At 66.7% G+C, this 26,475-nt stretch carries 24 protein-coding genes and 1 other RNA gene; 19 read left to right on the top strand and 6 right to left on the bottom strand.

The features are described 5' to 3' along the window. The first annotated feature begins 99 nt into the window (after positions 1 to 99). Positions 100 to 399 (top strand): 50S ribosomal protein L28, encoded by a 300-nt coding sequence (gene rpmB / locus CRT60_RS23515; protein ID WP_012973047.1) that lies wholly within the window; start codon positions 100 to 102, stop codon positions 397 to 399. Positions 400 to 658: 259 nt separating this feature from the next. Here the strand turns inward: rpmB and CRT60_RS23510 are convergent, their stop codons facing one another. After that, positions 659 to 1,264: a regulatory protein RecX gene (locus CRT60_RS23510; RefSeq protein ID WP_098739000.1), complete on the bottom strand. Its 606-nt coding sequence runs from the start codon at positions 1,262 to 1,264 to the stop codon at positions 659 to 661. Positions 1,265 to 1,446: 182 nt separating this feature from the next. Between CRT60_RS23510 and CRT60_RS23505 the strand changes: the two genes are divergently transcribed. From CRT60_RS23505 to CRT60_RS23475, 7 genes are all read left to right on the top strand, one after another. Then, the gene (locus CRT60_RS23505) at positions 1,447 to 2,250 is read left to right on the top strand and encodes an ABC transporter permease (RefSeq protein ID WP_098738999.1); all 804 of its coding nucleotides are present in this window, start codon (positions 1,447 to 1,449) and stop codon (positions 2,248 to 2,250) included. Between the two features lie 125 nt (positions 2,251 to 2,375). Continuing rightward, a complete protein-coding gene (locus tag CRT60_RS23500; protein ID WP_098738998.1) occupies positions 2,376 to 3,548 on the top strand; it encodes an aspartate aminotransferase family protein in 1,173 nt (390 codons plus the stop codon). Then, positions 3,545 to 4,498 carry an ornithine carbamoyltransferase gene (argF, locus tag CRT60_RS23495; protein WP_098738997.1) on the top strand — a complete coding sequence of 318 codons (954 nt, stop codon included), beginning with the start codon at positions 3,545 to 3,547 and terminating at the stop codon, positions 4,496 to 4,498. The genes CRT60_RS23500 and argF overlap by 4 nt, the downstream gene beginning before the upstream one ends. Positions 4,499 to 4,665: 167 nt before the next feature. Next, positions 4,666 to 5,601 (top strand): Hsp33 family molecular chaperone, encoded by a 936-nt coding sequence (locus CRT60_RS23490; protein WP_098738996.1) that lies wholly within the window; start codon positions 4,666 to 4,668, stop codon positions 5,599 to 5,601. Positions 5,602 to 5,712: 111 nt separating this feature from the next. Further along, positions 5,713 to 5,976 (top strand): type II toxin-antitoxin system ParD family antitoxin, encoded by a 264-nt coding sequence (locus tag CRT60_RS23485; RefSeq protein WP_098738995.1) that lies wholly within the window; start codon positions 5,713 to 5,715, stop codon positions 5,974 to 5,976. Continuing rightward, positions 5,973 to 6,299 (top strand): type II toxin-antitoxin system RelE/ParE family toxin, encoded by a 327-nt coding sequence (locus tag CRT60_RS23480; RefSeq protein ID WP_098738994.1) that lies wholly within the window; start codon positions 5,973 to 5,975, stop codon positions 6,297 to 6,299. Before CRT60_RS23485 ends, CRT60_RS23480 begins: the two co-directional genes overlap by 4 nt. Positions 6,300 to 6,405: 106 nt before the next feature. Continuing rightward, the gene (locus CRT60_RS23475) at positions 6,406 to 7,002 is read left to right on the top strand and encodes a hypothetical protein (protein WP_098738993.1); all 597 of its coding nucleotides are present in this window, start codon (positions 6,406 to 6,408) and stop codon (positions 7,000 to 7,002) included. Between the two features lie 50 nt (positions 7,003 to 7,052). Here the strand turns inward: CRT60_RS23475 and pdxR are convergent, their stop codons facing one another. Continuing rightward, the gene (gene pdxR, locus CRT60_RS23470) at positions 7,053 to 8,534 is read right to left on the bottom strand and encodes a MocR-like pyridoxine biosynthesis transcription factor PdxR (protein ID WP_161958119.1); all 1,482 of its coding nucleotides are present in this window, start codon (positions 8,532 to 8,534) and stop codon (positions 7,053 to 7,055) included. Positions 8,535 to 8,927: 393 nt separating this feature from the next. Here pdxR and CRT60_RS35835 point away from each other — a divergent pair, with 393 nt between their 5' ends. Continuing rightward, positions 8,928 to 9,278, top strand: a complete 351-nt coding sequence (locus CRT60_RS35835) for a hypothetical protein (protein WP_143273370.1) — start codon at positions 8,928 to 8,930, stop codon at positions 9,276 to 9,278. Positions 9,279 to 9,326: 48 nt separating this feature from the next. Then, entirely contained in the window at positions 9,327 to 9,806 is a 480-nt protein-coding gene (locus tag CRT60_RS35830; RefSeq protein ID WP_143273368.1) for a hypothetical protein, read from the top strand. Between the two features lie 434 nt (positions 9,807 to 10,240). Here CRT60_RS35830 and CRT60_RS23465 read toward each other — a convergent pair whose 3' ends face one another. Next, the gene (locus CRT60_RS23465) at positions 10,241 to 12,133 is read right to left on the bottom strand and encodes a potassium transporter Kup (protein ID WP_098738991.1); all 1,893 of its coding nucleotides are present in this window, start codon (positions 12,131 to 12,133) and stop codon (positions 10,241 to 10,243) included. Between the two features lie 231 nt (positions 12,134 to 12,364). On the opposite strand from CRT60_RS23465, the gene CRT60_RS23460 reads away from it, so the two are divergent. The 6 genes from CRT60_RS23460 (at position 12,365) to CRT60_RS23435 (ending at position 19,274) form a co-directional block, all read left to right on the top strand. Next, entirely contained in the window at positions 12,365 to 13,450 is a 1,086-nt protein-coding gene (locus CRT60_RS23460) for a GGDEF domain-containing response regulator (RefSeq protein ID WP_098738990.1), read from the top strand. A gap of 112 nt (positions 13,451 to 13,562) precedes the next feature. Continuing rightward, positions 13,563 to 14,156: a hypothetical protein gene (locus CRT60_RS23455; RefSeq protein WP_244592711.1), complete on the top strand. Its 594-nt coding sequence runs from the start codon at positions 13,563 to 13,565 to the stop codon at positions 14,154 to 14,156. A gap of 25 nt (positions 14,157 to 14,181) precedes the next feature. Beyond that, complete coding sequence (locus tag CRT60_RS23450) at positions 14,182 to 14,703, top strand: hypothetical protein (RefSeq protein WP_098738989.1); 522 nt, start codon at positions 14,182 to 14,184, stop codon at positions 14,701 to 14,703. 105 nt (positions 14,704 to 14,808) lie between these two features. After that, entirely contained in the window at positions 14,809 to 18,069 is a 3,261-nt protein-coding gene (locus tag CRT60_RS23445) for an error-prone DNA polymerase (RefSeq protein WP_098738988.1), read from the top strand. A 109-nt stretch (positions 18,070 to 18,178) separates the two neighbouring features. Continuing rightward, positions 18,179 to 18,556 carry a VOC family protein gene (locus CRT60_RS23440; protein ID WP_098738987.1) on the top strand — a complete coding sequence of 126 codons (378 nt, stop codon included), beginning with the start codon at positions 18,179 to 18,181 and terminating at the stop codon, positions 18,554 to 18,556. A gap of 22 nt (positions 18,557 to 18,578) precedes the next feature. Continuing rightward, positions 18,579 to 19,274: a helix-turn-helix transcriptional regulator gene (locus CRT60_RS23435; protein ID WP_098738986.1), complete on the top strand. Its 696-nt coding sequence runs from the start codon at positions 18,579 to 18,581 to the stop codon at positions 19,272 to 19,274. 7 nt (positions 19,275 to 19,281) lie between these two features. Here CRT60_RS23435 and CRT60_RS23430 read toward each other — a convergent pair whose 3' ends face one another. Both CRT60_RS23430 and CRT60_RS23425 read right to left on the bottom strand, forming a co-directional pair. Continuing rightward, on the bottom strand, positions 19,282 to 19,905 hold the full coding sequence (locus CRT60_RS23430) for a ParA family protein (RefSeq protein WP_098738985.1): 624 nt from the start codon (positions 19,903 to 19,905) through the stop codon (positions 19,282 to 19,284). A gap of 11 nt (positions 19,906 to 19,916) precedes the next feature. Then, positions 19,917 to 21,521 (bottom strand): CYTH and CHAD domain-containing protein, encoded by a 1,605-nt coding sequence (locus tag CRT60_RS23425; protein WP_098738984.1) that lies wholly within the window; start codon positions 21,519 to 21,521, stop codon positions 19,917 to 19,919. Positions 21,522 to 21,823: 302 nt separating this feature from the next. Here CRT60_RS23425 and CRT60_RS23420 point away from each other — a divergent pair, with 302 nt between their 5' ends. Then, entirely contained in the window at positions 21,824 to 23,017 is a 1,194-nt protein-coding gene (locus tag CRT60_RS23420; RefSeq protein WP_098738983.1) for a phosphoglycerate kinase, read from the top strand. A gap of 63 nt (positions 23,018 to 23,080) precedes the next feature. Here the strand turns inward: CRT60_RS23420 and CRT60_RS23415 are convergent, their stop codons facing one another. Then, complete coding sequence (locus CRT60_RS23415; protein WP_204562098.1) at positions 23,081 to 24,259, bottom strand: AAA family ATPase; 1,179 nt, start codon at positions 24,257 to 24,259, stop codon at positions 23,081 to 23,083. Between the two features lie 150 nt (positions 24,260 to 24,409). Here CRT60_RS23415 and ffs point away from each other — a divergent pair. Further along, positions 24,410 to 24,507: signal recognition particle sRNA small type (ffs, locus tag CRT60_RS23410), an RNA gene on the top strand. A 104-nt stretch (positions 24,508 to 24,611) separates the two neighbouring features. Beyond that, on the top strand, positions 24,612 to 26,474 hold the full coding sequence (locus CRT60_RS23405; protein ID WP_098738981.1) for a DNA polymerase III subunit gamma/tau: 1,863 nt from the start codon (positions 24,612 to 24,614) through the stop codon (positions 26,472 to 26,474). The last annotated feature ends 1 nt before the right edge of the window (position 26,475 follow it).

Genomic DNA, 26,475 nt, shown 5'->3' with positions numbered 1-26,475 from the left:
GCTTGACGACGGCGCTTTTGTTCGACTATATAGCGGCCTCCTTCGGGCGGCGGGCCGTCCGTTACCGGGTTTCATTTGCTAAAATAAAGGAACAGTCCGATGGCACGTCGGTGCTCCGTGACCGGCAAGGGCACGCAGTTTGGCAACAACGTCAGCCACGCCAACAACAAGAATCGTCGCCGCTTCCAGCCGAACCTCCAGGAAACGTCGCTGCTCAGCGACAGCCTGGGTCAGCTGGTGCGTCTGCGCCTCTCGGTGAACGCAATCCGCTCGATCGAGCACAAGGGTGGCCTCGACGCCTTCCTGCTCGATGCGAAGGACGCGGTGCTGAGCCTGGATGCCCGTCGCATCAAGCGCCGGATCTCCAAGGCGCAGGAGAAGCAGCAGGCTGCGGCCTGATCGCTTCCCAGATTCTGGGGCGCGTTTGGTGTGCTGACGCGGGGCGCTTGCCGCTCCGCTGAGGAAGTTTAGGACGCGTACAGGACGATTCCGACTCCCGGTAAGAGAGCGGCGCGCGACATCCGAAAGGGTGCCGCGCGTTTCGTCGTTTCAGGGCCTGCCATTTCTTGGCCCATCATTTCTGGGCCCGTCATTTCTGGGGATGTGAACCATGGAACATCTCCGGAAAGATGTTCCACGCCGTTCCATCCTCAACATTTCATCGGCTGGCGCCCTGCTCCTCCAGCAGCCCGTCCGGATCCTCGGCATCCACCACCCGTCGGGCGATCTCATAGCCGAATCCGGCCCGTCCCAGCGCCGCCATGTCCTTCTCCCGCTGCGCCGCGCGCTGGTCCGGCCGCCGGTAGGGTCCCAGACGGCGCCGCTTCGCCAGCGCCAGCGCCGCCGTCAAATCCAGATCGGGCCCGACATCCTCGCGCAGGCTGTCCAGGGCCTTGTCGGCCTCGTCGCGGCCGATGCCCTTGCCGGCCAGCTTCTGGGCGATCAGCCGGGTGGAGGCGCCACGGCGGTGCAGGCTTTCGGTGCGCATCCGGGCATAGGTCTCGTCGTTCAGCAGGCCGCTGCGGACATAGCGGGCCAGCAGTTCGTCGATCCAGCGCGCGCCCTCCTCGCGGTCGGTGCCGTGGGCCTTGGCCGACAGGTCGACCTTGCGCATCAGCACCCGGCGCAGGTTGGATGTCGAACTGGCGAAGCGCTCCAGATAATACAGCGCCGCGTTCTCCAGATATTGCGGCGTGACGCGCTTCGGCGGCTTTCTCGCCGGCGACCGGGCGGGGGGAACGGAACGCTTATCGTCGGTGTTCATGGCAGTCCCTTCGGCGGCGGCGGTTGCCGGATGGGCGGGCCGCACGTACAGTCCGTGGCCTTACTGGCGGTCCGTGACCTACCCGGCGCCCTTTCCTGGCGAAACAGTTCCGGCCCTCACCCGGCTCCCCCAAGGGGGCCGAAACCGCGGGTGCCGGTTCCCTAAAGGCAGATCGTGACGCGATGACCCTTCCCCTTCCTCCCATGCCGCGCAATGTCGGTTCCGTCAACTGGATCGGCCTGTGGACGCTCTACGCACGCGAGGTGCGGCGCTTCATCAAGGTGCACCAGCAGACCGTCTGGGCGCCGGTGGTGACGACGCTGCTCTATTACGCGGTGTTCGCCCTGTCGCTGGGGTCGGCGGTGCGGATGGTCGGCCCGACGCCTTACCTGGAGTTCCTGGCTCCCGGCCTGATCATGATGGCGATGGTGCAGAACGCCTTCGCCAACACCTCCTCCTCCGTGGTGATCGCCAAGGTCCAGGGCAACATCGTCGACATCCTGATGCCGCCGCTGTCGCCGATGGAGCTGGTCAGCGGCTTCGTGCTGGGCGGCGTCACCCGCGGCGTCGTGGTCGGTTTGGTGACCGGTCTCGCCATCTGGGCGGTGATCCCGATGCACATGCCGCATCCGGGCTTCGTCATCTTCCATGCGGTGATGGCGTCGATGCTGCTGGCGCTGCTGGGTCTGGTCGGCGGCGTCTGGTCTGAGAAGTTCGACAACATCGCCGCGGTGACCAACTTCGTGGTGACGCCGCTGTCCTTCCTGTCCGGCACCTTCTATTCGGTCGATACCCTGCCGCCGGTCTTCTGGTGGGTCGCCCATTTCGACCCGTTCTTCTACATGATCGACGGCTTCCGCTACGGCTTCATCGGGGTGTCCGACGGGGCGCGCTGGCTGGGCGTGGCGGTGATGCTGGGCGTGAATGCCGGCCTGTGGTGGCTCGCCTGGCGCATGTTCAAGACCGGCTACAAGCTTAAGGCGTGAAGACGCTGCGAAAACAGCGCTTTTTCACCCCTGTCCGTTGACAGAACCCATCAATCCCCGGATATTTGCCGTTCCCGGCGGTCAGGCATGGCCGCCGGATTTTCCTTTTTTGGGAGACCAAAGCCGTGATCCCCGTCGTTATGCCCACATACGCCCGCGCCGATGTTGTTTTCGAGCGCGGTGAAGGTCCGTATCTCTACGCGACCGACGGGCGACGATTCCTCGACTTCGCCGCCGGCGTCGCGGTGAACGCCCTGGGTCACGCGCATCCCTATCTGGTTGAGAAGCTGACCGAGCAGGCGCAGAAGCTGTGGCACACCTCCAACCTGTTCCGGGTCGCCGGGCAGGAGAGCCTGGGCAAGCGCCTGACCGAGGTGACCTTCGCCGACACGGTGTTCTTCACCAACTCCGGTGCAGAAGCGTGGGAATGCGGCGCCAAGGCCGTCCGCAAGTACCATTATGACAGCGGCAACCCGCAGAAGAACCGCATCATCACCTTCGAGCAGGCCTTCCACGGCCGCACGCTGGGCGCCATCTCGGCCGCCAAGCAGGAGAAGCTGGTGCACGGCTTCGACCCGCTGCTGGACGGCTTCGATCAGGTGCCGTTCGGCGATCTGGACGCCGTGCGCGCCGCGATCACGCCCGCCACCGGCGGCATCTGCGTCGAGCCGATCCAGGGCGAGGGCGGCATTCGTGCCGGCTCGGTGGAGTTCCTGCGCGGCCTGCGTGCGCTGTGCGACGAGCATGGCCTGCTGCTGTTCCTCGACGAGATCCAGTGCGGCATGGGCCGCACCGGCAAGCTGTTCGCCCATGAATGGGCCGGCATCACGCCGGACGTGATGTGCGTCGCCAAGGGCATCGGCGGCGGCTTCCCGCTCGGCGCCTGCCTTGCGACCGAGCGTGCGGCATCCGGCATGACCGCCGGCACCCACGGCTCGACCTATGGCGGCAACCCGTTGGCGACCGCCGTCGGCAACGCCGTGCTGGACGTCGTTCTGGCGCCGGGCTTCCTGGACAATGTGCAGAAGACCGCCGGCTATATGCAGGGCCGCCTGGAAGAGCTGATCGCCAGGCATCCGTCGATGTTCCTGGAGCTGCGCGGCCAGGGCCTGATGCTTGGCCTCAAGCTGGGCCAGCCGGTCGGCGAGGTGGTGGCGAAGCTGCGCGCCAACGGCCTGCTGTCGGTTCCGGCCGGCGACAATGTGGTGCGGCTGCTGCCGCCCCTGAACATCGGCGAAGCCGAAGTGAACGAAGCCGTCGGGATTCTCGACCGGACGGCGCAGGAGTGCGTGGGATGAACGGCGACACCAACACCGCCAACAGCACGGTTCGGCATTTCCTCGACATCGACCGCATGGACGGCGCCACCCTGCGCCGCCTGCTCGACCATGCCGTCCGCATCAAGGCCGACCTGAAGAAGGACCGGCTGGCCCATTCCACCCTGCTGGCCGGCCGCTCGCTGGCCCTGATCTTCGAGAAGCCCTCGACCCGCACCCGCGTGTCGTTCGAGGTCGGCATGCAGCAGTTCGGCGGCAACGTCGTGGTGCTGAAGCCCGATGACATGCAGCTGGGCCGCGGCGAGACCATCGGCGACACCGCCCGCGTGCTGTCGCGCTTCGTCGACGCGGTGATGGTCCGCACCACCGGCGAGGAGCGGGTGCATGAGCTGGCGGCCCACGCCAGCATTCCGATCATCAACGGCCTGACCGACCAGACCCACCCCTGCCAGATCATGGCCGACCTGATGACCTTCGAGGAGCATCGCGGTCCGATCAACGGCCGGACCATCGCCTGGATCGGCGACTGCAACAACGTCGCGGTCAGCTGGGCGCATGCCGCCGTACGCTTCGGCTTCGAGCTGCGTCTGGCCTGCCCGACCGTCTACGGCCCGTCGCCGGAGCTGCTGGCCTGGGCCGAGCGCGAGGGCAGCGGCCGTCTGGTCGTCACCGACAGCCCGGAAGAGGCGGTGCGCGGGGCCGAATGCGTCATCACCGACGCCTGGGCCTCGATGCACAACACCGACGTGGACGAGCGCGCGGCGATCCTCGCCCCCTATCAGGTGAACGAGGCGCTGATGGCGCACGCCCACCCCGAGGCGCTGTTCATGCACTGCCTGCCGGCCCACCGGAACGAGGAAGTGACCGACGGCGTGATCGATGGCCGTCATTCGGTGGTCTGGGACGAGGCGGAAAACCGCCTGCACGCCCAGAAGGCCATCCTCGGCTGGTGCATGGGCGTTCTGGACTGACGCTCCCCGCCCGATCCCTGCAGTCGACGCCTCGATTGGCCCTCTTCCCACCCCGGGAGAGGGCCAAATTCGCATGGGTGCCCTACCGGCCTTGATTCGACCCTTCCGCACCCCGATCTTCGGCCCTACGCCTGCATAACCGGTCTCTGTCTTAAGGAATCTGCCCCATGGACGATCCGTCCGTCCGCCCGCTCACCGATGATTTCGTCCTGCCGTTCCAGATCGAGGCGTCGCGCCTGCGCGGCCGCATCGTCAAGCTGGGGCCGGCAATCGACGAGATCCTGACCCGCCACGACTATCCGCCCACCGTCGCCCGCTTCCTGGCGGAGACGGCGACGCTGGCCGTTCTGCTCGCCAGCATGCTGAAGTACGAGGGCATCTTCACGCTCCAGACCAAGGGCGACGGGCCGATCAGCCTGATGGTGGCCGACGTCACCTCGGTCGGCGACGTGCGCGCCTATGCCCAGTTCGATCCGGAAGCGCTGGCCAAGGCCGAGCGGGACGTCGACATCGCCCCGGCGGCCGCCCTGCTGGGCAAGGGCTACATCGCCTTCACGGTGGACCAGGGCCCCGACACCGACCGTTACCAGGGCATCGTCGAGCTGTACGGCAAGACGCTGACCGACTGCGTCCAGCATTACTTCCGCCAGTCGGAGCAGATCGACACCGGCCTGACCGTCTCGGTCGACCGTGCGGCGCTGCCGGACGGCTCCTTCGGCCCCTGGCGGACCGGCGGCATCATGGTCCAGCGCCTGCCGCAGGAACAGGGGCTGACCGCGTCGGACGACGAGGACGATTGGCACCGTGCCATGGCGCTGATGGCCAGCGTGTCAGGCGACGAGCTGCTGTCGACCGACCTGCCGGCCGCCGACCTGCTCTACCGCCTGTTCCACGAGGACGGCGTGCGGGTCTATCAGGGCAACGCGCTCCGCTTCGGCTGCCGCTGCTCGCGCGAGCGGGTGGAGACCATGCTGCGCAGCCTGCCCCGCGAAGAGGTGCAGGAGTTGAAGATCGACGACGGCCGGGTCGAGGTGACCTGCCAGTTCTGCTCGACCGACTACCACTTCACCGACGCGGATCTCGACCGCGTCTATGGCGCGTAAGGACTGCGAAGACGGCCGGTGCCCACGGGCGCCGGCCGCTTGCGCTTCCTCCCGGCCTCGCCCATAGTTTATGTCAATCCTTGACATGAACCCTTGATGGGAAGGACGGCGATGGCGACTAACGTGCATCTCACACCGGAGCTGGAGCGCTTCGCCCGCGACTGCGTCGAGGGCGGGCGCTACAACAATGTGAGCGAAGTCGTGCGCTCCGGCCTGCGGTTGCTGCAGGATGCCGAGGAACGGCGGCAAAATTTCAACGCCATGCTCCTCCAGGCCGAGGCCGAAGCCGACCGCGACGGCAGCGTCGGCATCGACGACATGCTGGCGGAGATCGACCGGACCATCGACCCCGGCAGCGATTCCCGCAGCCAATGACCGCCGCGGCCCTGTCGCCGGCGGCCCGCCGCGACCTGCTGGCGGCAATCCGCTGGATCGCCGAGGACCATCCCGCTGCCGCCCGCGCCTTGCGCGATACCGTTGCCCGCGCCGCGCACCGCATCGGCGCCCATCCCCTGGCCGGAGCACAGCGCCCGGAACTGGCCGACCCGCCCTATCGCTTCGTCAGCCTGACCGGTTTTCCCTATATCGTCGTCTACAATTCCGAACGCCGGCCGCCGCTGATCGTTCGCATCCTTCATGGCGCCCGCGACCTGTCGATCCTGCTCGGCGACCTGCCGCGAGACGCCGCGGACGGTTGAAGCACTCCCAAAAGCGGTCACCGGAATAGGCGGGATGCACCCCTCCGCCTTGGCGGCTATAGTGCCGCCGCACTTGTCCACCCATCCTCCCTCACCCGGAGCCCCCATGCTGTCGCGCCGCTTCACCCTCGCCGCCGGAATGGCCACCCTCCTGCTCGCCGCCTGCCAGAGCACGCCGCCGCGGCCGGCGCCGCGCCCGGTCGACTTCTCCAATTTCGGACCCATCGTTCTGAATGCCGGCACCATCGACGTGGTCGACGCCTACCGTCCGGTCGGGGCCAAGCATGTGGAGAACCGCTCCGCGGTTCCGCCGGCCGAGGCGGTGCGGCGCTGGGCGGCGGAGCGCTTGCAGACGGCGGGCGGCACAGGCCGCGTGCGCGTCACCATCCGCGACGCCAGCATCGTCGAGGTGGCGCTGCCCACCAAGAAGGGCATCACCGGCTATTTCACCAACGACCAGGCCCAGCGCTATGACGGCCGGATCGAGGTGGAGATCGCCGGCGAGGTGCCGGACACCGGCAATGGCGGCTTCCGCGGCGTGACCCGCTCCACCGTCACCCAGTCCACCACCGTGGCGGAGAACATCTCGCTGGCCGACCGCGAGGCCACCTTCCTGGAAATGACCCGCCGGATGATGGACGACCTCAACGCCCGCCTGGATGCCGGCATCCGCAAGGATCTGGCGCCGATGGTCCGGCGCTGACCGACGCTGGCCGACATTGACGGCGGCGAAGGGGGCAGGCCCGGGAGTGCCTATCCCCCTTCGCCGGTCTTGTCGGCGGATTCCGCCTGCCGCAGAACCCGCCCGAGGCGGCGCAGCGGTTCCGCAACCTCCGCCCCGGTCATATGCGCGTAGCCGATCCGTGTCCCTCCTACCGAGGGCCTGCCGGTCCAGAACTGTCGGGCGGGCAGAAGGCGCACCCCCGCCACCCTTGCCCGCGCCATGAAAACAGCCGTGTTAACCGGCGCGTCGAATTCCACCCAATAGGCCAATCCGCCATCCGGCACCGAAAAGCGCACACCAGTCCCGAAATTCTGCCGCAACAGGTCGGCAAAGCCCTGCCGACGCTGGTCGTAGACCTGCCGGGCCTTGTCGTTATGGCGCTGCACAGTGCCGGAATTGATCAGTTCGGACAGCGCCAATTCCTTCACCGGATCTCCCAACCTGTCGATCTGGGCCACCCACGAGGCGGCGTCACGGATGAATCCGGCCGGCCCCGTGATAAAGCCGCTGCGCACATGCGGCGACAACAGTTTGGAGAATGAGCCGATGTATACGATCCGCGCATCCGGCGCCCGGTTGGCCAGCGGCAGCAACGGCTTGCTGGCAAAATGGAACTCGTGGTCGTAGTCGTCCTCAACGATGGTGAAGCCGTAACGTTCCGACAGTTCGAGCAACCATCGGCGCCGCTCGGGACTCAGCGACACGGTGGTGGGAAACTGATGGTGCGGTGTGACATAGACGCAGGCGACCTTACGGGTCTGACACAGCTCTTCCAGAATATCCACCCGCATCCCTTCCCCGTCCACCGGAACCAGCGCCAGATCCGCCCCGGCTCGACGGAACGCAGTGCGGGCCTGCCCATAGCCCGGCTCCTCCAGCACAGCCGTCCTGCCCGGTCCGGTCAGGATGCGGGCCGCCAGGAAAATGGCCATCTGGCTACCGCGGGTCAGGCAGATGCGCTCTGGCATGGTGGCCATGCCGCGGTTGAAATTCAGCATGCCCGAAATCGATTGCCGGAGCTCCGGATTGCCCAACGCGTGCTCATCGGCCAGCCTGTTGCTTCGGCTGAGCCGCCGCAGCGCCCCATGATAGGCTTGCGCCAGGGCCGACACTGGCACCAGCCGGGTGTCCGGAGCGCCGTCGTCGAAGACGATCATAGTGGATGGCGGCGGCTTCGGAACCGGCTGGGAAGATCGCACGGGCTCCGGATGCCGTTTGGTGCCCGTCTCCGCGGTCGAACGCTGCGCTGATGGAAGGCGCAGGGAAACGAAGGTGCCACGTCGGCCTTCCGCCGTAACCCAGCCGGCAGCGATCAGTTCGTCATATGCCAATTGCACCGTTTTACGATTAACATCCAAAAGTTGCGCCAAGGTTCGGCTACCCGGCAGCGGACTACCGGCGGGCAGCCGTCTCGAACGAATGCCCGCCACCACCGCGTCGTAGATTTGAATGTGGATCGCCCGCTGGCTGTTTTCATCGAGGGGAATGTGAAGTGGCCACAGTCTGAGCATCTGGACCATCCAGTTTTTGAGAACTGGAGGATGCGCCAAAAAAACGGGAATGCCATACAAAAAGCGCAACCGCTAAACAACATAAACAACCTAAATGCGCATATATAAATCAAAAAAGCTATTATTGCGGGAATCAAAAAAGCCAACCAATAAGAGGATATGCGTGCCTGAAAACGCTTCTCAGTACCCGTTTGAGAAAAGCGGTCTGCCTGTTTGCCGTATTTGCAAACGTAGATAATAGAGAATGGAAATCAATCGTCACTATTATCCCAGTCAGCAGTGCAGACGATAAATCACACTCCACATCTCAGCTTAAGATCTGTTTCTCAGCATAGGCTGGGGCGGTGCTAGCGATGCTGAATATCGCCACAACAATCTATAGAAAGGATCAAAATGCCCTCTCTCCTAATAAAAATTGAGAATGGTAATTGGGTTGCACGCCCTTCGGGAGTCCAAAATGTGGTTTATACGTTTGTCGGTGATGGCCGATCAAACCAAGAGGCTGCAGTTCGCCAGCTCGTAACGGCTATGGAAGATGGACAGGACGCTGTAATGGCAGGCCTACCAGAAACACTACAAATACCAGCAAATGTTAATCTTGATACAGTTGTTACTCAATTATTCAAAAACTGCGATATTCTTGTCTATGATGATATACCAGCATTTACAGCAATCGGCGACGACACTCTATGGAGTGAGATTCAACAGGTTGGAGAATGGCTGATCAGCAAGATTCCCTTTTGAAAACGATCATTTATTTTCTGCAGAAACACAAAGCCCTAAGGAGACATCATGAGCGATCCGGATATGGAAATCAGGTTCCTAAATTATTCCGCTACACCATTTTATCGTGGTTACTGGGGATGGATCCTCGAAGCGGGAGTCGGCTCTCTCAATACATCGCCAGGAACCGAGCTTATCGCAGAAAGTGGCTCACAAGTAATGTCTGCATCCGAGATCCTCTCTACCGTTGCAGACGGGCCATATGAGATATATTGCACATGGTATAATCCAAACACAAAAGCAAGATTTGGAGTTCGCATCCATGTACCGCTTCAGGTCGCCGACATCGGCACCGCTCCATACTGGTACACTTCCTATGATAATAATGGCGGCGAAAATACGGCTCCCAATTGGACTACATCGGGCGACGATCCATCTCAACCCTTTACATGGCCCGGATCGATTGGATGCAATATTATCGCGACACCTACAGCATCTCATTCCAACTTAAGCATTGAAGTTCTTATTCAGGATCTTGCTCAATCTTAACAAATAGTCTCGAATATAAACGACGAACACTCCAATCGTTCCGGCGTATCAAATGGTGGAAATGTCGATCAAAAAAGGCATCCCCTCTTCCACCAGAGATGAAAATAGCAGAGCGCCCAGCTATCCGACTGGATGCCACGGATGCATTCTTTGTCGAATTTCTGAGTGAACTCTTGCTTTCGGGTGGATCACCAGAATCCATTGGGCCCTTAATCGGAAACTCCATCCAGAAACTCGACACTGTCCATTCGTCATTTCTGTGAAGGTGGGACTTCATCCATTCCCGCTTTTAGCGCAGGAGGAAACCTGGACCCCGCCTTTGCGAGTCGGACGAATGACGGTGGTGGACTTTCCGAACAGGTTCCAGGGTCCCGGTCCGCAAGGCCGGGACCTTTTCGTTTCCACGGTCCCGGTCCGCAAGGCCGCGATCCGGATCAGATCTCCAGCTGCATGCCCAGCTCGACCACCCGGTTGGGCGGGATGCAGAAATACTCCGACGCGCTGGACGACAGCTTCGACAGGAAGATGAACAGCGGTTCCTGCCAGCGCGGCAGCCCGGACTTGCCGTGGCTGCGGATCAGCGTCTCGCGGCTGACGAAATAGGTCGTTTCCATCGGCTCGAACGGCAGTCCGGGAATGCGCCTGCTTTCCAGCGCCACCGGGATGTCCGGTTCGTCCTTGAAGCCGAAATGGACGATCAGCCGGAAGAACCCGGCCGACAGCGCCTTCAGCTCGAAGCGCTGCTCGTCCGGCACATGCGGCACATCCTCGATGTCGACGGTCAGCAGGACGACGCGCTGATGCAGCACCTTGTAATGCTTCATGCTGTGCAGCAGCCCCGGCGGCAGGCCGCGCGGGTTGCCGGTCAGGAACACCGCGGTGCCCGGCACCCGCTGCACCGACCCGCTCTTCAGCCGCTCCAGCAGCATGTCGAAGGGCAGCGCATCCTCGGCCAGCCGCTTGCGCACCACCTCGCGGCCGCGTCGCCACGTCGCCATCAGCAGGAAGACCGCCGCACCGACCACCAGCGGGAACCAGCCGCCCTCCTCCACCTTCACCAGATTGGCGAGGAACAGCGCCATGTCGACGGTCAGGAACACCGCCAGCGCCAGCACCGCCTGCCACAGCTTCCAGCGGCCGAGCGAGCGCGCCACCTTGTAGGCCAGCAGCGTGGTCGCCACCATCGTGCCGGTCACCGCGATGCCGTAGGCGGCGGCGAGGTTGCTGGAGGTCTGGAAGGTCAGCACCAGCAGGATGACGCCGGCCAGCAGCAGCCAGGTCAGCTGCGGCATGTAGATCTGGCCCTTCTCGTGCTCCGAGGTGTGCATCACCTCCATCCGCGGCAGGTAGCGCAGATGCATCGCCTGCAAGGTCACCGAATAGGCGCCGGAGATCACCGCCTGCCCGGCGATGATGGTGGCGGCGGTGGCCAGCAGCAGCAGCGGCACCTGCGCCCAGTCGGGCGCCAGATGGAAGAAGGGGTTCTCGATGGCTTCCGGCTCGTGCAGCAGCAGGGCGCCCTGGCCGAAATAGCACAGCAGCAGCGACGGCAGCACGATGCTGTACCAGGCGCCGCGGATCGGCTTGCGGCCGAAATGCCCCATGTCGGCATAGAGCGCCTCCGCCCCCGTCACCGCCAGCACCACCGCCCCCAGCAGCAGGAAGCCGTGCCAGCCATGGTTGAAGAGCATCTCCACCGCATGGCCGGGCCACACCGCGCCCAGTACGCCGGGATAGCGGATGATCTGCCCCAGACCCAGCACCGCCAGCGTCAGGAACCACACCAGCATCACCGGCCCGAACAGTTTACCGACCTTCTCGGTGCCGAATCGCTGCAATACGAACAGCCCGACCAGGATGGTCAGCGTGATCGGGATGACATAGCTGTCCAGGGCGGGGGCGACGACATGCAGGCCCTCCACCGCGCTCAGCACCGAGATGGCGGGGGTGATCAGGCTGTCGCCGTAGAACAGCGAGGCGCCCATCACGCCGATCGCCATGACGACCCCGGTCCGCCGGTGCCCCGGCCGCATGCCGCGCAACGCCAGCGCGGTCAGCGCCAGGATGCCGCCCTCGCCCTGGTTGTCGGCGCGCATGATGAAGATGACGTACTTCACCGTCACCGTGATGATCAGCGCCCAGAAGATCAGCGACAGCACGCCCAGGATGACTTCGGGCGTCAGCGGGAAGCCGCCGCCCTCGGTCAGGCATTCGCGCAGCGTGTAGAGCGGGCTGGTGCCGATGTCGCCATAGACGACACCCAGCGCCCCCAGCGCGAGCGCGCGCAGCTTGGCCGCATGCTCCCGCCCATCCATGCTTGCTTCCATACCCGGTCCGCTCCGATCATTTCCATACAAAGCCATGCCTAAGGTGGCTTGGCGTGGCCGCGCAAGCACCGAATGGCGAAACGCGCCACCGGCGCGACCGATCCCCCATGATTTTCATCCCGACGGGTTCGGAACGCCATAGCGCCGGCGCGGCACTCGGCACCGTTGCATCGGCGCCGGGCCCGTGCTTCCATTCCTGCGTGCACCGTGGACAGTTCCGAGCCGGCAGCCATGTCCAATGATCTCCTGTTCGCCTCGGACGAGTCTCCCACCCCGCAGGATCCTTCCGGCGGGGCCGTCGGGGCCGTCGGGGCCGGCGGAACCGGCGACACCGACCCCACCGCTCCGCCCTGGCTGGTTCTGGTGGCCGACGACGAGCCGGAGGTGCATGCCGTCACCCGGCTGGCGCTCGCCCGGCTGCGCTTCCGCGGCCGTCCCGTCCGCCTGCTCGACTGCTCCAGTGCGGCGGAGGCGGAACGCATCCTGCGCGACACCCCGGACATCGCCGTCATCCTGCTCGACGTGGTGATGGAGACCGAGGATGCCGGCCTGCGGCTGGCCCGCCGCATCCGCGAGGATCTCGGCAACCGCGCCATCCGCATCGTCCTGCGCACCGGACAGCCGGCCCGCGTGCCGGAAGAGGATCTGGTCCTCGCCTATGAAATCGACGGCTACACCGCCAAGACCGAACTGACGGCACGCCGGCTGTTCACAAGCGTGGTGACGGCATTGCGCGCCTATGCCGATCTCGCGGCCCTGGAACAGAAGCTTGCCGAACGCGGCCGCGCGCTGGAGGAGGCGACCGTCCGCCTCAACCGCATGGCGACGCTGGATCCGCTGACCGGCGTGTGGAACCGCCGCCGCTTCCTGGAACTGGCGGCGGCGGAGCTGGCGCGGGCACGGCGCTATGGCCGTCCTCTCGGCGTCTTCCTGCTCGACCTCGACGGGTTCAAGGCGGTCAACGACGCTCATGGCAATGCCATCGGCGACGCGGTGCTGCGCGCGGTGGTGAAGCGGATCCGGGCGGCTCTGCGCATCTCCGATCACATCGCGCGGTCGGGCGGGGAGGAGTTCGTCGTGCTTCTGCCGGAAACCGACGCCGCCGGCACCGCCGTGGTGGCGGAACGGGTGCGCGCCGCCCTGGCCGACAGCCCGATCCTGGTGGAGGAGCGGACGATCCCCGTCACCGCCAGCATCGGCGTCGCCAACTGGCTTCCCGCCGAGCCCGGCGTCGAACAGACCCTGCACCGCGCCGAACACGCTTTGCATGCCGCCAAGCAGGCCGGCCGCAACCGGGTCGAGCGTGCGGCGGGGTAACGGGATGCCGCACCCGGCCTTCCGGCCTGTCGACTGTATAATATCGTTTCAGCGCCGCGATTGAATGGCGGCAAGCCAGGGGTTACTCCTATCGTTGGAAACATCCAGCCGGATGGCAGTTCCGATCGGGGTTTCGCACATGTGGCAGAACTACACCAACGCGCTGATGACCGCCTTCGGACTGGCCGGGCTGGGGTTCGGCATCGGCAAGCTCGTCATCATGCTGGGCGAACGCGCGATCGAACGCCGCCACGGGTCGGAGGGGGTGCGCGACATCATCGCCCGCCGTGCCAAGCTGGAGACGAAGCTGGACGCCCGCCGCGGTGACCGCATCCGCGAACTGAAGGAGCTGGACGGCGCCGTCGAGGATGTGCTGCGCCGCCGCAAGGTGATGGAACGCCAGATCGAGGAGGTGCGCCAGTCCGGCGAGCGGCTTGTCCGCCTGGTCGGCGAGGAGGTCCAGGGCAGCCCCTGCTACGTCGCCATGGTGGTGAACAAATATGTCGGTACCGGCGCTGTCCAGCAGAGCCAGCATGCGCTGGTCGATCCCAGCTGGGCGCAGCCGCAGATGATCGAGGTTTGGGCGCGCTCGATGGCGGAGGCGCGGACGGAGATCGAGCGGCGCTACCCGCCCGCCTTTGGCTATGCCGTGACGCGGATGCAGGAATTCCTGTCCGCCGACACCCCCGTCGCCAAGGCCAGCTGAGCCCCCATCGAAAGCCGGACCCGCCATGGACAGCATGCCCTACATCTTCTCCGGCCTGATCGGCCTCGCCTCCCTGGCGGTGGCGCTGCTGCTGGCGTTGCGCCGCCTGAAGACGTCGGAGGAACGGATCGCCACCGCGGTGTCGCGCAAGCAGGCGCAGGTCGAGCGGATCAAGAAGATCGCCCGCGTCACGCTCCAGCAGGCCCGCGACCTGCGCGACGCCCGCCGCCGCAAGGCGATGGCCGAGCTGGGCTGCGAGGATTTGGAACAGCGCCTGAAGGCCGCCGGTGCCAACGACCGCCGCATCTATGTGCTGGACGACCGCCGCACCCAGAAGGACCAGGGCTGGCTCCTGCGGGTGGTCAACATCGAATACGGCACCCGCGTCAATCCCACCCTCATTCCCACCGCGCTCGACAGCTGGAAGCGCGGCCGGCGCTTCCTCGTTTGGGCACTGGACGAGAAGAAGGCCCGCGAAAAGGTCAACGCCCGCTTTCCGGAGAACAAGGGCTTCACCGTCATGGGCGTCGAATCCTATATCGAGTGAGAATGCGGCCGGAAAGCCGCACCTTGCCATGATAATGACATAAGTCCCATTTTCAGACTATCATCCCCGCGCGCACCCATCCTTCCTGCGCCGGGGAGCCTTGCCATGATCCGTTATGCCGAGTTGCAGCTCGCCACCAACTTCAGCTTTCTGGAGGGGGCGTCGCACCCTGACGAGCTGGCGATGACGGCGGCGGCGCTGGGGCTGGCGGCGGTGGGGGTAACGGACCGCAATTCGCTGGCCGGCGTGGTGCAGATGCATGTGGCGGCGAAGAAGGCCGGCATCCGGCCGCTGATCGGCTGCCGGCTGGACCTGACCGACGCCGACAGCCTGCTGGCCTACCCGACCGACCGCGCCGCCTATGCGCGGCTGTCGCGGCTGCTGACGCTGGGCAAGATGCGGGCACCGAAGGGCGAGTGCTTCATCGCCCGCGCCGACGTGCTGGCCCATGCCGAGGGCATGCTGTTCCTGCTGCTCGGCCCCGACCGGCGTGACGACTCCTTTGTGCGCGAGCTGCGCGCCTGGCGCAGCGGGCTGGCGCGCGGGCAGCTCTATCTGGCGGCGAGCCACCGCTACCAGGGCGACGATGCCCGCCGGCTGCGCTGGCTGGCCGGGCTGGCGGAGGCGGAGGGGGTGCCGCTGGTCGCCACCAACGACGTGCTCTATCACGGCGCCGGGCGGCGGGCGCTGGCCGACATGATGACCTGCATCCGCCACCACACCACCATCGACGAGGCCGGCTGGCGGCTGTCCGCCAATGCCGAGCGCCACCTGAAACCGGCCGTCGAGATGATGCGGCTGTTCCGCGACCATCCCGACGCCGTCGCCCGCAGCCTGGAGATCGCCGAGGCCTGCCGTTTCTCGCTGGAGGAGCTGCGGTACGAGTATCCCGACGAGGTGGCGGAGGGCCGCGACCCGCAGGAGACGCTGGTCGCCCTGACCTGGGACGGGGCGGCCAAGCGCTACCCGCCCGACCGGTTCCCCGGCGGCATCCCCGATGCGGTGCGCCAGACGGTGGAGCGCGAACTGGCCCTGATCGCCGAGCAGCGCTTCGCCCCCTATTTCCTGACCGTCCACGACATCGTCCGATTCGCCAGGAAAAAGGACATCCTGTGCCAGGGCCGCGGCAGCGCCGCCAACTCCGCCGTCTGCTATTGCCTGGGCATCACCTCGGTCGATCCGACCGAAGTCGACCTGCTGTTCGAACGCTTCATCTCCTCCGCCCGCGGCGAGCCGCCGGACATCGACGTCGATTTCGAACATGAACGGCGCGAGGAGGTGATCCAGTACATCTACGGGAAATACGGCCGCGCCCGCGCCGGCCTGACCGCCACCGTCATCCGCTACCGCGCCCGCAGCGCGCTCCGCGAGGTCGGCAAGGCGATGGGGCTGTCGGCCGATCTGGTGGCGCGGCTGACCGGCTCGATCTGGGGCTGGAGCAGCCAGGGGGTGGACGAGGAGCGCGCCCGCTCACTCGGCGTCGATCCCGACGACCCGAGGCTCAAGCGCACGCTGGAGCTTGCCCATGAGCTGATCGGCTTTCCCCGCCACCTGTCGCAGCATGTCGGCGGCTTCGTCATCACCCGCGGCCCGCTGTCGGATCTCTGCCCGGTCGCCAACGCGGCGATGGAGGACCGCAGCACCATCGAATGGGACAAGGACGACATCGACGCTCTCGGCATCCTGAAGGTCGACGTGCTGGCGCTGGGCATGCTGACCTGCATCCATCGCGCCTTCGACCTGATCGAACAGGTGCATGGGCAACGCTGGACGCTCGCCACCCTGCCCCAGGACGACCCCGCGGTCTACGCGATGCTGGGGCGGGCCGACAGCCTGGGGGTCTTCCAGGTCGAAAGCCGCGCTCAGATGAGCATGCTGCCGCGGCTGAAGCCGAAAACTTTCTACGATCTGGTGATCGAGGTCGCCATCGTCCGCCCCGGCCCGATCCAGGGCGGCATGGTCCATCCTTACCTGCGCCGCCGCAGCGGGGCGGAGGACATCACCTATCCGATGCCGGTGCTGGAACCGGTCCTCAGCAGAACGCTGGGCGTGCCGCTGTTCCAGGAGCAGGCGATGAAGGTCGCGATGGTCGGCGCCGGTTTCAGCGCCGAGGAGGCCGACCAGCTGCGCCGCGCCATGGCGGCCTTCCGCAAAAGCGGACAGGTCCAGCGGTTCCACGACAAGTTCATCGCCGGCATGATCGCCAACGGCTGCGACCCCGCTTTCGCCGAGCGCTGTTTCAAGCAGATCGAGGGGTTTGGCGAATACGGCTTCCCCGAGAGCCACGCCGCCAGCTTCGCCCTGCTGGTCTATGTCTCCGCCTGGATCAAGCACCACCACCCCGCCATCTTCGCCGCCGCCCTGCTGAACAGCCAGCCGATGGGCTTCTACGCCCCCGCCCAGATCGTCCGCGACGCGCGCGAGCATGGCGTGACGGTGCTGCCGCCGGACGTGAACCTGTCGGGCTGGGATTGCGCGGTGGAATATGCTCCCCGGAACCAGTTCCCTCTCCCCCCCGGGGAGAGGGTTAGGGTGAGGGGGATGCACATGCCGGACGCCTTCGGCTGCGCCGAACCCCCTCATCCCGACCTTCTCCCCGGGGGGGAGAAGGAGATCCTGGGGATAAGCCTTCACCTCCGCCTCGGTCTCCGCCTCATCAAGGGCTTCACCCAGGCCCACGCCGACTCGGTCGTCCTCTTCCGTGCCGGCGGCTACAGCGACCCCTACGATCTGTGGCGCCGCGCCCGCCTGCCGGTCGCGGCGCTGGAAAAGCTCGCCAAGGCCGACGCCTTCCGTTCGGTCGGGCTCGACCGCCGGGCGGCGCTGTGGGCGGTGCGGGCGCTGGGCGACCAGCCGCTGCCGCTGTTCGCGAGACTCGACGGTCCGATGGCCGAGGAACCGGAGGCTCCGCTGCCCGCCATGGCGCTCGGCGAGCATGTGGTGATGGATTACGGCAGCTTGTCCCTGTCGTTGAAGGCCCACCCACTGTCGCTGCTGCGCGACGGCCTGCCCGGCATCACCCCGGCGGAGCGGCTGGCGCAGACGCGCGACGGCCGCCGCCTGACCACCGCCGGCCTTGTCCTGGTCCGCCAGCGGCCGGGCAGCGCCGAGGGCGTCGTCTTCATCACGCTGGAGGACGAGACCGGGGTCGCCAATCTCGTCGTCATGCCCGACGCCTTCGAGACCTTCCACCGCCCAATCATGACCGCCCGGCTGATGGCCGCCACCGGCCGGGTGCAGAACCACGAGGGTGTGGTGCATCTGCGCGTGGAATCGCTGATCGACCTGACCCACCGGCTGTCCGAACTGACCGGCGAGCACCGGCCTGCGGCAGGCCCCTTCCCCAAGGGCCGCAATTTTCATTGAGGGAGCCGATCGCTCCTGACATCACGCTGTCAGGAGGGGCGTGCTATCAAGAGGGCGTGCCGGCACGAACCACGAACATCCACCCCACTCGCTGTCAGGAGCCACTCCGATGAACATCCCGCACGTCGTCACCTGGTTCGAGATTCCGGTCACCGACCTCGCCCGCGCAGTCGGCTTCTACGAGACCGTCTTTGCCGCCAAGATGGTCCAGGAGCCATGCCCCAGCGGCATGATCATGGCCGTCTTCCCGGCCGAAGGCACCGCCGTCAAGGGCTGCCTGATCCAGCATGAGGCCTGCAAGCCGAGCGCTGACGGCACCACCGTCTACCTGAACGGCGGCGACGACCTGTCCGCCCCTCTGGCCCGTGCCGAGCAGGCCGGCGCCCGCATCGTCGTGCCGAAGACGCTGATCACCCCGGAAATCGGCTATTTCGCCCAGTTCATCGACAGCGAGGGCAACCGCGTCGGCCTCTTCTCGATGCACTGACCTTCCTGCCGGAGCCGCCGCCATGCGCCGCGCCGACCGCCTGTTCCAGATCGTCCAGCATCTCCGCAAGGGGCGGCTGGTGACGGCTGCCGAATTGGCGCGGTGCCTGGAGGTGTCGGAGCGCACCGTCTACCGCGACATGCGCGACCTCGCCTCCTCCGGCGTTCCGGTGGAGGGTGAGGCCGGCGTCGGCTATCTGCTGCGCGACGGCTATGACCTGCCGCCGCTGATGTTCACCCAGGATGAGGTGGAGGCGCTGGTCGTCGGCGCCCGGCTCGCCCGCGCCTGGGTCGGCGGCGCGCTCGCCGATGCTGCCGCCCGCGCGCTCGACAAGGTGGAGGCGGTGGTGCCGGAGGCGCGGCGGCGCGAACTGGCCGACAGCCGCGTCTTCGTCCCCGACTTCTCCTTCCCCGCGCCCTTGCGCGACCGGATGGACGTGCTGCGTTGCGCCATCAACGCCAGGAGCGTGGTGATGTTCGACTACCGGCGCCAGGACGGCACCCATTCCGCCCGCGCGGTCCAGCCGCTGGGCCTGTTCTTCTGGGGCCGGGTGTGGACGCTGGGCGCCTGGTGCGAACTGCGCGGGGAGTTCCGCAGCTTCCGCATCGACCGCATGGAAACACTGCTGCCGCTGGAGCGCCGGTTCGACGAGATCCCCGGCCGCGGCCTGGACGATTATCTCGCCCTCTGGCGCAAGGAAGGCTGCAAGCCGGGGTGAGTTCCCCTCAAACCCCGTCGATGTAGGCCAGCAGCGGCTGCCAGTCGCCGCGATGCTCGGCGGCGCGCTTGCCCGGCATGTCGAACAGGCTGAGACCGCTTTCCGCCGCATCGGCATAGATCTGGCTGTCGCGCAGCCGCGTCACCACCTGATGGCCGATGCCGCCCAGGAAGCGGTCCAGCCGGTCGGCCGCCTTGGTGCGGGCGCGCATGCGGTTGCCGACCACCGCCACCGTTGTCTTCTTCTTGGCGATCCGCTTCAGCTCGTCGAGCTTGACCAGAAAGCGCTGCGTCGCCTGCTCGTCGAAGGCGCCGGGCAGCACCGGCAGCACGACGACGTCGGCCATCTTCACCAGATCCTCGATCTGCTTGGTCTTCAACGCGGCAGGCGCGTCGATCACCAGCCGCTTGATGCCACGCGGCGTGTCGGTGAAGTCCTTGGCCCAGTCGAGCCCGACCAGGGCCGGCGCCTTCTCCGGCCGGCGCTCCAGCCAGCCGAGCGAGGAGCGCTGACGGTCGACGTCGGCCAGCACGGTGGGCAGGCCCGCCGCGGCGGACGCGGCGGCAAGGTGGGTGGCGACGGTCGTCTTGCCGCAGCCGCCCTTGATGTTGGCGACGAGGATCGTGAGCATGGCCGTGGACTCTACACCCCGGCGTCCGGCTTCGACCAGAAATGCTTGGTGTCGATGAAATCATGCCACAGGGCGACCAGCGCCGCCTCGGTGTCGGCAACGCCGCGGGCATGCCAGCCGATGACGATGCCGGCGGCGCGCGGCTCGCCGGGGGCCGACCGGCTGCCGTCGTCGTGCAGCTCGTGCAGAAGCCGCGTCGCCGTCGCCACGTCGTTCAGATGGCCCAGCGCGTCCTGGAAGGCGGCCATCTGCTGGATGTAGCGGCGCACCGGCTTGTCGTCATACAGGCTGCGGAAGAACTCCACGGCATAGCGCAGCTTCTTCAGGGCGATGCGCAGCTGGTGGCGCTGGGCCACCGGCAGATGGGCGAAACCGTGCCCGGCCCGCTTGGCCTTCTTGTGGCGCTTGTTCAGCAGATGGTCGGCCAGCCCGATCACCGGCTGGAACAGCCGCACCGATTCCTCGCTGACCGGCTGGTCGCGCCAGCCGCGCTTCTCCACCCAGCTGCCGACGCCGAGCAGGAAGGCGGTGTAGCGGTCGGAGCGGATCGCCTCGCGCACGCCCTCATAGGCGCGCAGCCGCTTGGCCTCGGCCGCCGCCGCCAGCGCGTCGAGATCCTCGACCGCCGAGCGGCCATGTCCGTCGGCCTTATGGAAGGCGTCGCGCACCGGGGCCAGCAGCTCCTCGCCGAACACGTCCCAGTCGCGCGCCGGCCCCAGGCTGCCGGCCAGCCACTTGATCTCGCCGACCAGCCACAGATACTGCGCGGCCGGAATGAAGGGCCGGAACAGCGCGGTGGCCGAGCGCAGCCGGCGCAGCGCGACGCGCATCTGGTGCACGCCCTCCGGATCTTCGCCGGCCAGCGTCACCGCCTCGTTCGCCACCATGTGGGCGATGCAGGCGCGCACGATGCGCGCCACCGCACCCTCGACCGTCGTCTCGGGATCGAGCACCAGCTTTTCGGCTTTCAGCGCCTTCTCGGCCGTGCCGTTGGCCAGCGCGTGGCCGCGCTCCGCCTTGGTGCGCATCTCCAGCCGCAGCGGGGCGGCCTGCGTCAGTTCCTGCGCCAGATCGTAGAGTGCCGCGGGCGTGCCGCTCTTCAGCTCCAGCTCCACCTCGCAGAGGTCGGTGGACCGCCCGTCCGGCAGTTCGATCCGGCCGCGGTCGAAGGCGACCTCGATCACGGCGGCACCGTCGCCCTCGCCCAGCGTCACGTCCTGCGTGGTGCGTTCGACGATGGAGGTGAAGACCGGCCGCAGTTCCGAGTCGCTCAGCGATCCCAGCAGCTCGATGGCGTCGGCGTCGGCGATCAGCGTCAGGTCGGGTGCGGCGGAGGTCACCGCGCATTCCCACTCGCCACGCCCCAGCCCGTCCTCGTCGGGTGCCGACTTGACCGTCTGGACGAAGCCGTCGCCGGTCTTGCGCACCCGCAGCGTCACCTTGCGCGCGGCGAGCCGTCGCTCCTCGGTGTCGTAATAGGTGCTTTCCAGGGTCCGTGTCGCCGCCGGGCCGGACACCCGGTCTGCGATGGCGGAAGCGGCGCGCAGCCTGTCGAAGTCTTCCGGCTTCGCCGCCAGCTTCAGTTCCGTCTCGCGGTTGATCTCGGCCTCAGCCATCGCCTGCGCTTCAACCCCCGTTTTGCGGCCCATTGGCCTACAGTTGGGTGTTTGCACAGCCAATGGACAGGGTCAAGTTACGGAAATGTTGCAGAAGCCTGCGGTTGCGGCACCCACCGGCTGCACGTCCGCCGCCGGTTCCCAGCGTTCGGCCAGGGCTTTGACCGGGAAACCGCAGGGTCATTATGCCCCATTTCACCCCACCCCTGGGGCGTTGCAAAGCGTGCGGGGCTGTGATTGGGTTCCCGCAAACTGAAACGGCCTGTCCCGCTGGGATCGGCCATAATTGGGGAAGTGTGACGATGACCGATTTCAACACGATCGACGATCTTGAGGTGAGCGGCAAGACGGTGCTGGTGCGCGCCGACCTGAACGTTCCGATGCAGGACGGCAAGGTGTCCGACACCACCCGCATCGACCGCCTCGCCCCCACCTTGAAGGAGCTGTCCTCCAAGGGTGCCAAGGTCGTGGTCCTGTCGCATTTCGGTCGCCCGAAGAACGGCCCGGACGCCAAGAACTCCTTGCGCAACGTGCTGGACGCTCTCAGCGCCGCCGTCGGCCAGAAGGTGGCCTTCGCCGAGGATTGCGTCGGCGAGAAGGCCAAGGAGGCCATCGCCAAGGTGCATGACGGCGCCATCGTGCTGCTGGAGAACACCCGCTTCCACGCCGAAGAGGAAAAGAACGACAAGGATTTCGCCAAGGAGATGGCCGCGCTGGGCGACATCTACGTCAACGACGCCTTCTCCGCCGCGCACCGCGCCCATGCCTCGACCGAGGGTGTCGCCCGCCTGCTGCCGAACGCCGCTGGCCGCCTGATGGAAGCCGAGCTGAAGGCCCTGACGCTGGCGCTGGAGAAGCCGGAGCGCCCGGTCGCCGCCGTCGTCGGCGGTGCGAAGATCTCCACCAAGCTGGAACTGCTCGGCAACATGGTCCGCAAGGTCGACCTGCTGGTTCTGGGCGGCGGCATGGCCAACACCTTCCTGTTCGCCCAGGGCACCGACGTCGGCGCCTCGCTGTGCGAGAAGGACATGGCCGACCAGGCCCGCGCCATCATGGCGACCGCCAAGGAGGCCAACTGCGAGATCCTGCTGCCGAAGGACTTCGTCGTCGCCAAGGAGTTCAAGGCCGGTGCGGCCAACCGCGTCGTCGCCTTCGACGCCATCGGTGCGGATGAGATGGCGCTGGACGTCGGCCCGGCCACCGTCGAGTTCCTCGGCGTGAAGCTGCAGGGCGCCAAGACCGTCGTCTGGAACGGCCCGCTCGGCGCCTTCGAGATCCAGCCCTTCGACGCCGGCACCAACGCGGTGGCCGGTCTGGTCGCCGCCCGCACCGAGGCCGGCGGCCTGCTGTCGGTGGCCGGCGGCGGCGACACCGTCGCGGCGATGGCCCATGCCGGGGTCGAGGACAAGTTCACCTACGTGTCCGCCGCCGGCGGCGCCTTCCTGGAATGGCTGGAAGGCAAGGAACTGCCGGGTGTCGCGGCTCTGAAGAAGTAAGCGGCTCCGCAGGGTCGCAGACGCAAAAGGCTCCGGGTTTCGGCCCGGAGCCTTTTTGCTGTCTCACCCCTGTCCAACCCGTTCCGCCCTCATCTTCAGCCACTCCGCCAAGCCCTGATCGTCCAGCGCATATTGTCCGCGTGCCGACCGCCACAGGATATTCTTCTGCCGCAGGGCCTCGATGGCTGCCTGCACGGCCGGCGGCTCCACCGTCTCCCCGACCGCATCGGCATAGGCTTGCAGAGCCGGAGCGGAGAAGGGAGCGGATTGCGGCCCCTCCAGCGCCAGCCGTTCGACCACCGCCTGCTGCAACGGCGTCAGCCCCGACCATGCGGACTCGTAGTCTTCCCACACCCGCTGGCGAAGCTCGGTCGCGCCGTCCGCCAACGCACGTTTCAGGTCGCCGGCATCGCCGACCAGCAGCGCCGCATCCGACAGGATCCGCATCAGGGCCTCGGGCCGCCGCCCCACCGCGTCGAAGGCCGCGAAGACATCGTCGGCGTCGAACCGGTTGCCCTCGGCCAGCCGCTCGTTGATCCAAGTGGTGTAGGCGTAGGTATAGGCGCGGTCCAGGAGCGGAAAGCTGCGGACGCTGGTTCCGAAGAAGGGCTGGTCACGGTTCAGCACCAGCCGGCTCAGCTTGTCGCGATGGGAGCCCGTCAGCACGATCATCAGGTTCGGACCGTCGCGGGCATCGTCCCTGGTGTTCAGCCGGTCGCGTGCCGCTTTCAGCGCGAACATGGCGTTCAGCCCGGCCTCGGTCGTCAGCGCGTGCTGCGCTTCATCCACCAGCAGGGCGATCCGCTTGTGCGTGCGCTCCAGCAGGGCCTCCAGCGCGTCGGCCAGCGTGGCTCCCTGCGCCTGCCCGATCCGGTCGATGTCGACCGAGACGCCGCCCATGCCCAGCTTGCTGAGTCCGACCGCCCGCGCCGCCTTGACCGGCAGGCTGTCGGCCCGGCGAAGCTCGGCCTTCAACGCCTCCGCGATCAGATGGGCCGGGTCGGCCGCCATGTCCGACCACAGATCGACATAGACCGACAGGACGCCGCGCCCTTCAAGCTCCGGCCCCAGATCGTGGCGCAGGAATGTGCTCTTGCCGGTCCGCCGCGGTGCTGCCAGACAGAGCGTCGGCTCCGCCCCGATCGGCGCGTCCCCCGTCACGATGTCGGCCAGCGCCGCCGCCAGCTTCGGGCGGTGAAACAGGAACTTCTGTGCAGGCGTGGAGGCAGGGTGGGACGGCACGGGCGGCCTCATTAGGACCAATTATGGAATGAACCATAATTTATGTCCTGAAAAATAATCGTCAATAGTCCGCTGCGGACTGCGCAACGACCCGTGCGCACCAACCGTTTCCCCTTGCATCCGCCCACACGAATGGTCATAAAAGCGGCGGGAGACTGGCGTCGGACGAGTCCCTCGCCAACCCGGTCAGGTCCGGAAGGAAGCAGCCGCAACGAGTTACGGCTCGGGTCGTTCGTCCAGTCTCCCACCCTCTTCAAAAATTGCCAGCACGAAACAGACGGCGACAGCGCGGTGCCGGGACGCTATCCTGCGGCCCGAAATTCCCCTCCCGTCGTTTCGACAGGCCAGCCGCGTGACCGATACAACCGCCGAAATCACCGCCGCTTCCGCTCCCGCCACCGGGCAGGCTTACCGGGTGCTGGCGCGCAAATACCGGCCGAAGACCTTCGACGAGCTGATCGGCCAGGACGCGCTGGTCCGCACCCTGACCAATGCCATCCAGTCCGGCCGCATCGCCCAGGCCTTCATGCTGACCGGCGTGCGCGGCGTCGGCAAGACCACCACCGCCCGCATCATCGCCCGCGCGCTGAACTGCACCGGGCCGGACGGCACCGGCGGGCCGACGGTCAACCCCTGCGGTGTCTGCGACAATTGCCGCGCCATCGCCGAGGACCGCCACGTCGACGTGATGGAGATGGACGCCGCCAGCCACACCGGCGTCGACGACATCCGCGAGATCATCGACGGCGTGCGCTACTCGCCCGTCTCGGCGCGCTACAAGCTCTACATCATCGACGAGGTCCACATGCTGTCCAAGAGCGCGTTCAACGCGCTCCTGAAGACGCTTGAGGAACCGCCGAGCCATGTGAAGTTCGTCTTCGCCACCACCGAAATCCGCAAGGTGCCGGTGACGGTGCTGTCGCGCTGCCAGCGTTTCGACCTGCGCCGCGTCGACGCCCAGGTGCTGAAGGAGCATTTCACCCGCGTCACCGCCATGGAAGGCGCCAACATCGAAGGCGACGCCGCCTCGCTGATCGCGCGGGCCGCCGACGGGTCGGTGCGCGACGGGCTGTCGCTGCTCGATCAGGCCATTGCGCTGGCCGCCGGCACCGTCACCGCGCAGCAGGTGCGCGACATGCTGGGTCTGGCCGACCGCACCCGCGTCATCGACCTGTTCGAGGCCGCCGTCTCCGCCAAGCCGGCAGAGGCGATGGACATCCTGTCCGACCTGCACCGCGTCGGCGCCGATCCGGTGGTGATCCTCCAGGATCTGCTCGACCTCGTCCACAATCTGACCCGCCTGAAGGTGGTGCCCGACAGCGCCAACGATCCCTCCCTGCCGGAGGCCGAGCGCACACGGGGCGCCAGCCTGTCCTCCAGGCTCGGCATGCCGGCGCTGACCCGCGCCTGGCAGCTTCTGCTGAAGGGGCTGAACGAGGTGCAGGCCGCCCCGGTGCCGCAGCAGGCGCTGGAGATGGTGATCGTCCGCCTGTCCTACGCTGCCGACCTGCCGACTCCGGGCGAGCTGATCCGCCAGTTCCAGGCCCAGCAGGCCAATGGCGGCGGAGCCGGCACGCCGATGGGCCGCGGTCCCGGCGGCGGCGGCGGACCGGTCGCGGTCGCCAGCCAGTCCACTCATGCCGTCGCCCGCTCCATGGGCTCCGCCCAGCCGCAGAGCGCCCCTGTGGCGCAGGCGGCCCCCGCCCCTGCCGCCATCCCGGAGGGCGAAGAGCTGTCGCCGATGCCGCACGACTTCCGTGCGCTGGTGCAGCTGTTCTCCGACCGGCGCGAAGGCGCGCTCTACGGCTACATGATGGAGACCGTCCAACTGGTCCGCATGGAGCCGGGCACGCTGGAGCTGAAGCTCCGCCCCGCCGCCCCGCCGACCCTGCCGGCCAAGGTCGGGCAGTTCCTGACCGAATGGACCGGCCAGCGCTGGATCGTCGCGCTGTCCGAAGGCCCGGCCCAGCCGACGCTGGCCGAACAGGACAAGGCCGAAAAGAACCGCGCCTGGGCGGAGGCGGAAGCCAACCCGGTGGTGCGCGCCGTGCTCGACACGTTCAGCGGGGCGAAGATCATCGACATCCGCGATCTTGCGGAAGTTGCCGCGGCGGAGAGTGCAGCGGTTGCGGATGACGGCGAGACACCCGATTTCATGGTTCAGCAGCAGGACGACGGGGTCTATTACCCCCTCGACGACGAAGGAGAGTACTGAC

The organism is Azospirillum palustre (genome assembly GCF_002573965.1).
Classification (GTDB): Bacteria; Pseudomonadota; Alphaproteobacteria; order Azospirillales; family Azospirillaceae; genus Azospirillum; species Azospirillum palustre.
This window is presented reverse-complemented; position numbering and strand designations above follow the sequence as displayed.

Excerpts from the sequence above, each read along its gene's own strand:
- CRT60_RS23505 (WP_098738999.1), top strand. The coding sequence starts at position 1,447 with ATGACCCTTCCCCTTCCTCCCATGCCGCGCAATGTCGGTTCCGTCAAC.
- CRT60_RS23480 (WP_098738994.1), top strand. The coding sequence starts at position 5,973 with ATGACCGCCGCGGCCCTGTCGCCGGCGGCCCGCCGCGACCTGCTGGCG.
- CRT60_RS35835 (WP_143273370.1), top strand. The coding sequence starts at position 8,928 with ATGCCCTCTCTCCTAATAAAAATTGAGAATGGTAATTGGGTTGCACGC.
- rpmB (WP_012973047.1), top strand. The coding sequence starts at position 100 with ATGGCACGTCGGTGCTCCGTGACCGGCAAGGGCACGCAGTTTGGCAAC.
- CRT60_RS23490 (WP_098738996.1), top strand. The coding sequence starts at position 4,666 with ATGGACGATCCGTCCGTCCGCCCGCTCACCGATGATTTCGTCCTGCCG.
- CRT60_RS23465 (WP_098738991.1), bottom strand. The coding sequence starts at position 12,133 with ATGGAAGCAAGCATGGATGGGCGGGAGCATGCGGCCAAGCTGCGCGCG.
- CRT60_RS23455 (WP_244592711.1), top strand. The coding sequence starts at position 13,563 with ATGGCAGTTCCGATCGGGGTTTCGCACATGTGGCAGAACTACACCAAC.
- CRT60_RS23445 (WP_098738988.1), top strand. The coding sequence starts at position 14,809 with ATGATCCGTTATGCCGAGTTGCAGCTCGCCACCAACTTCAGCTTTCTG.
- CRT60_RS23485 (WP_098738995.1), top strand. The coding sequence starts at position 5,713 with ATGGCGACTAACGTGCATCTCACACCGGAGCTGGAGCGCTTCGCCCGC.
- CRT60_RS23425 (WP_098738984.1), bottom strand. The coding sequence starts at position 21,521 with ATGGCTGAGGCCGAGATCAACCGCGAGACGGAACTGAAGCTGGCGGCG.
- CRT60_RS35830 (WP_143273368.1), top strand. The coding sequence starts at position 9,327 with ATGAGCGATCCGGATATGGAAATCAGGTTCCTAAATTATTCCGCTACA.
- CRT60_RS23440 (WP_098738987.1), top strand. The coding sequence starts at position 18,179 with ATGAACATCCCGCACGTCGTCACCTGGTTCGAGATTCCGGTCACCGAC.
- CRT60_RS23475 (WP_098738993.1), top strand. The coding sequence starts at position 6,406 with ATGCTGTCGCGCCGCTTCACCCTCGCCGCCGGAATGGCCACCCTCCTG.
- CRT60_RS23435 (WP_098738986.1), top strand. The coding sequence starts at position 18,579 with ATGCGCCGCGCCGACCGCCTGTTCCAGATCGTCCAGCATCTCCGCAAG.
- CRT60_RS23430 (WP_098738985.1), bottom strand. The coding sequence starts at position 19,905 with ATGCTCACGATCCTCGTCGCCAACATCAAGGGCGGCTGCGGCAAGACG.
- argF (WP_098738997.1), top strand. The coding sequence starts at position 3,545 with ATGAACGGCGACACCAACACCGCCAACAGCACGGTTCGGCATTTCCTC.
- CRT60_RS23450 (WP_098738989.1), top strand. The coding sequence starts at position 14,182 with ATGGACAGCATGCCCTACATCTTCTCCGGCCTGATCGGCCTCGCCTCC.
- CRT60_RS23460 (WP_098738990.1), top strand. The coding sequence starts at position 12,365 with ATGTCCAATGATCTCCTGTTCGCCTCGGACGAGTCTCCCACCCCGCAG.
- CRT60_RS23510 (WP_098739000.1), bottom strand. The coding sequence starts at position 1,264 with ATGAACACCGACGATAAGCGTTCCGTTCCCCCCGCCCGGTCGCCGGCG.
- CRT60_RS23420 (WP_098738983.1), top strand. The coding sequence starts at position 21,824 with ATGACCGATTTCAACACGATCGACGATCTTGAGGTGAGCGGCAAGACG.
- pdxR (WP_161958119.1), bottom strand. The coding sequence starts at position 8,534 with ATGCTCAGACTGTGGCCACTTCACATTCCCCTCGATGAAAACAGCCAG.